This is a genomic window from Rhizobacter sp. P1_G5 (genome assembly GCF_056405435.1).
In genome coordinates, this window is sequence record NZ_JBFUCB010000596.1 from 1 (window position 1) to 3,726 (window position 3,726).

Sequence of the window (3,726 nt, forward strand, 5' to 3'; positions counted from 1 at the left end):
CAGTAGAGGTTGCCCAGGGTGGAGTTGGCATCGATGCTCATGATCGGCCTCGCCGAGAGTGGATGAGCGCACATTCTCGGAAGCAGGTCGGCGCGGGGATACGTGCCGGGCATGAAGACTTCTGAATTCGCATCAGGCGGCCGGCGCGAATCCTCCGTCGAAGGTGTTGCGCACCTCGAGCCGCTGCTTCAGCAGCCCGGCTTCGAGGTAGAAATCGGCGGTGGCCTGCTGGTCGGCGAGCACCTGGGCGTCGACGGCGATCCAGCGCTGCTGGCGACGCTCGAACTGCAATCGCGCCGCTTCAGGCGGGATGCCGATGATGCGGGCGAGCGCGGCCGAGAACTCCGGCACGTGCTGGTACGACCAGCGCTGCGCACGCACCACGCGCTGCGCGAAATCCTGCAGCACGGGGCGCTTCGCGGCGATCGCGCTGTCGGTCGCGGCCAGGAAGCTCAGGCCCGACGACAGCCCGCGGCCATTGACCAACACGCGGGCGTGGCCTGCCGTCTCGGCCAGCGCGGTGTAGGGCTCCCAGGTGGCCCAGGCGTCGACCGAGCCCTGCGTCAGCGCGAGCTTGGCCTCGGCCGGCGGCAGGAAGCGGAAGGTGTCGGCATCGGCCTTCAGCCCGGCCGAGGCGAGCGCCTTCAGCGCGATGTGGTGGCCGATCGAGCCTCGGTTGGTCGCGATGTGCTTGCCTTTCAGGTCGGCCGCGGTCTTCAGCGGCGAGTCGGGGCGAACCAGTACGGCCGTGCCGTACGGGTCGGAGCGGTTCACGCCGATCGCCTTCACGCGCACGCCGTTGGACAGCGCGAAGATCAGCGGTGCATCGCCGATCGGGCCCAGGTCCACCGCCTCGGCGTTCAGCGCTTCGGCCAGCGGTGCGGCGGCCGGGAACTCGGCCCACTGGATGTCGTACGGGAGGCCCTGCAGTTCGTTCGCGGCTTCGAGCAGCGCGCGCAGGCCGCCTTTCTGGTCGCCGGCCTTCAGCAGCACGCGCTCGGCGGCGCGCAAGCGGCCTGCGCCCAGGGTGGCCGCGGTACCGATCAGCAGGTGGCGCCGGGTGATGGAGGTGAAGGTGCTCATGTCGTGCTCCTTCACGCGGCACGCCGGTTGCCGGTTGCGAGCCGTTCGGTCACCAGCTGGCGCGTGCGGGGGATCAGCTCGCGGCCGTAGTCGATGGCGTCTTCCAGCGGGTCGAAGCCGCGGATCAGGAAGGTGGTGACGCCCAGCGCGTGGTAGTCGAGGAAGGCCTCGGCCACCTGCTCGGGCGTGCCGACCAGCGCGGTGCTGTTGGAGCGGCCGCCGGTCTCCTGCGCGATGGCCGTCCACAGGCGCTTGTCGACGCGCGAGCCCTTGGCCGCGGCCGCCAGCAGGCGCTGCGCGCCCACGCTCTGCTGCGGCCCGCCGCGGCTGTAGCCGGCCTGCACGCGCAGCCGGCGGGTCTCTTCGAGGATGCGCTCGGCGCGCGCCCAGGCCTTGTCTTCGGTCTCCGCGAGGATCGGGCGGAACGACACCGAGAAGCGCACGCTGCGCCCATGCTTGGCCGCCTCGGCACGCACGCGGCTGGTCAGTTCGGCCACCTGGTCCAGCGATTCGCCCCACAGCGCGTAGACATCGGCATGCTTGCCGGCCACCGGGATCGCCGCGTCGGATGCGCCGCCGAAGTAGATCGGCACGTGCGGCTGCTGCAGCGGCTTCACCTCGGAGAAGCCGGCCTGGAAGCGGTAGTGCCTGCCGTCGTGGTCGAAGGGCTTGTCCTCGGTCCAGATGCGGCGCAGCAGCGTCAGGTACTCGTCGGTGCGCTCGTAGCGCTGGTCGTGCGTCAGCCAGTCGCCATCGCGCCGTTGCTCGTCGTCGGAGCCGCCGGAGATGAAGTGCACGCCCAGGCGCCCGCCGCTGAACTGGTCGAGCGACGCGATCTGGCGTGCCGCCAGCGTCGGTGCGGTGAAACCCGGCCGGTGCGCCAGCATGAAGTGGATCTTCTCGGTGTGCGCCGCCGCGTACGCGATCGTCAGCGTGGCGCTCGGGCCGGTGGAGTGGTGCGGCACCAGGATGCGGTCGAACCCGGCCTGCTCGTGCGCCTGCGCGAAGCGGCGCACGTAGTCGCGGTCGATCGCCGGGCCTTGCGCGGCATGCGTCTCCGAGACTTTCTGGGTCTGGATCATGCCGATGAATTCGATGCTCATTGCGGTGTCCTGCTGTCGGGAGATGACGAAGAAGGAGGACGGTAGCGACGATGGTGCGAGCGTCGCAAATAATGATTTCAGGGCTGGATATGCGATCTGCACGATTCGCAGAAGGCGCGTGCGCGTGTAGCCTGTGCGGCTTGGCTCCCGTTGGCGGCCAGGAAGGAGACTCGACGATGCGAACCGATCATGGCGACCGTGTGCTGCAGGACTTCATCGACCAGGTGTCGCACCGGCTCGACGAGCGCACCGATGAGGCGGCCGTGCGCCGCGATGTCGGCGCGCTGCTGGCCGACCTGGTCGCGCACGACGACTGGCTGCCGGCCTCGCACGCGCAGCCCGGTGCCGACCGCTACCGGCAGTACCTGCTGCACCGCGATCCGCGAGCGCGCTTCTCGGTCGTCAGCTTCGTGTGGGGGCCGGGGCAGGCGACGCCGATCCACGACCACACGGTGTGGGGGCTGMTCGGCGTGCTGCGCGGCGCGGAGCTGTCGCAGGGCTACCGCTTCGCCGGGCCCACCAAGCTGGTGCCGGCCGGCGCGCCGGTGCGGCTGGAGCAGGGGGCGGTCGATGCGGTGTCGCCGAGCGTCGGCGACATCCACCGCGTGGCCAACGCCTTCGACGACCGCACCTCGATCAGCATCCACGTGTATGGCGCCGACATCGGCGCGGTCGAGCGCTCGGTCTACACCGAGGACGGCCAGCGCCGCAGCTTCGTGTCCGGCTACTCCCCGTTGCCTTGATTCATTGACCTCTTCACCATGACCGACACCACCGTGATCCCCGCCCTGAACCCCGTCGACGTGCATGCCGCGCTGCTGGCGCGCGACGAGATCGCGCTGCTCGACGTGCGCGAGGAAGACCCGTTCGCGCAATCGCATCCGCTGTGGGCGGCCAATTTCCCGCTCGGCCGCCTCGAGCTCGACGCCTGGGGCCGCATCCCGCGGCGCGACACGCGCATCGTTGTCTACGGCGAGGGCGCGGATGATGCGGTGYGCGCCGCGCAGCGCCTGCGCAGACTCGGCTACACGCAGGTGCACCTGCTGGCCGGCGGCTTGACGGGCTGGGCCGCTGCGGGGCTGGAGCTGTTCCGCGACGTGAACGTGCCGAGCAAGTCGTTCGGCGAGTGGGTGGAGGAGGCGCGGCACACGCCGTCGCTCGCGGCCGAGGAGGTGCAGGCGCTGCTCGATTCGAAGGCCGACGTGGTGGTGCTCGATGCGCGCCGCTTCGATGAGTACCAGACGATGAACATCCCCGGCTCGACCAGCGTGCCGGGCGCCGAGCTGGTGCTGCGCGTGCGCGACCTCGCGCCGGATCCGGCCACGCGCGTGATCGTCAATTGCGCGGGCCGCACGCGCAGCATCATCGGCACGCAGTCGCTGGTGAACGCGGGCATTCCGAACCCGGTGAGCGCGCTGCGCAACGGCACGATCGGCTGGACGCTGGCCGGGCAATCGCTGGAGCATGGCGCGGCACGGCGCTTCGGGCCGGCGAGCGCGGCGGCGCGCGATGCGGCGCGGCACGATGCGCGGGCCGTGGC

The 3,726-nt window shown here is 70.6% G+C and carries 4 protein-coding genes; 2 read left to right on the top strand and 2 right to left on the bottom strand.

Annotation, left to right across the window (positions count from 1 at the left end):
* Positions 1-132 precede the first annotated feature (132 nt).
* Entirely contained in the window at positions 133-1,083 is a 951-nt protein-coding gene (locus tag AC1D12_RS27670) for an ABC transporter substrate-binding protein (protein ID WP_477844259.1), read from the bottom strand.
* 11 nt (positions 1,084-1,094) lie between these two features.
* Positions 1,095-2,186, bottom strand: a complete 1,092-nt coding sequence (locus AC1D12_RS27675; RefSeq protein ID WP_477844261.1) for an LLM class flavin-dependent oxidoreductase — start codon at positions 2,184-2,186, stop codon at positions 1,095-1,097.
* A gap of 176 nt (positions 2,187-2,362) precedes the next feature.
* Here AC1D12_RS27675 and AC1D12_RS27680 point away from each other — a divergent pair, with 176 nt between their 5' ends.
* Together AC1D12_RS27680 and AC1D12_RS27685 are read left to right on the top strand one after the other, a co-directional pair.
* A complete protein-coding gene (locus AC1D12_RS27680) occupies positions 2,363-2,929 on the top strand; it encodes a cysteine dioxygenase family protein (protein WP_477844262.1) in 567 nt (188 codons plus the stop codon).
* Positions 2,930-2,947: 18 nt separating this feature from the next.
* On the top strand, positions 2,948-3,726 hold a 779-nt coding region (locus tag AC1D12_RS27685), incomplete at its 3' end, for a rhodanese-like domain-containing protein (protein WP_477844264.1).

Bases quoted from the DNA above. Each gene is read 5' to 3' on its own strand.
- AC1D12_RS27675 (WP_477844261.1), bottom strand. From the start codon at position 2,186: ATGAGCATCGAATTCATCGGCATGATCCAGACCCAGAAAGTCTCGGAG.
- AC1D12_RS27670 (WP_477844259.1), bottom strand. From the start codon at position 1,083: ATGAGCACCTTCACCTCCATCACCCGGCGCCACCTGCTGATCGGTACC.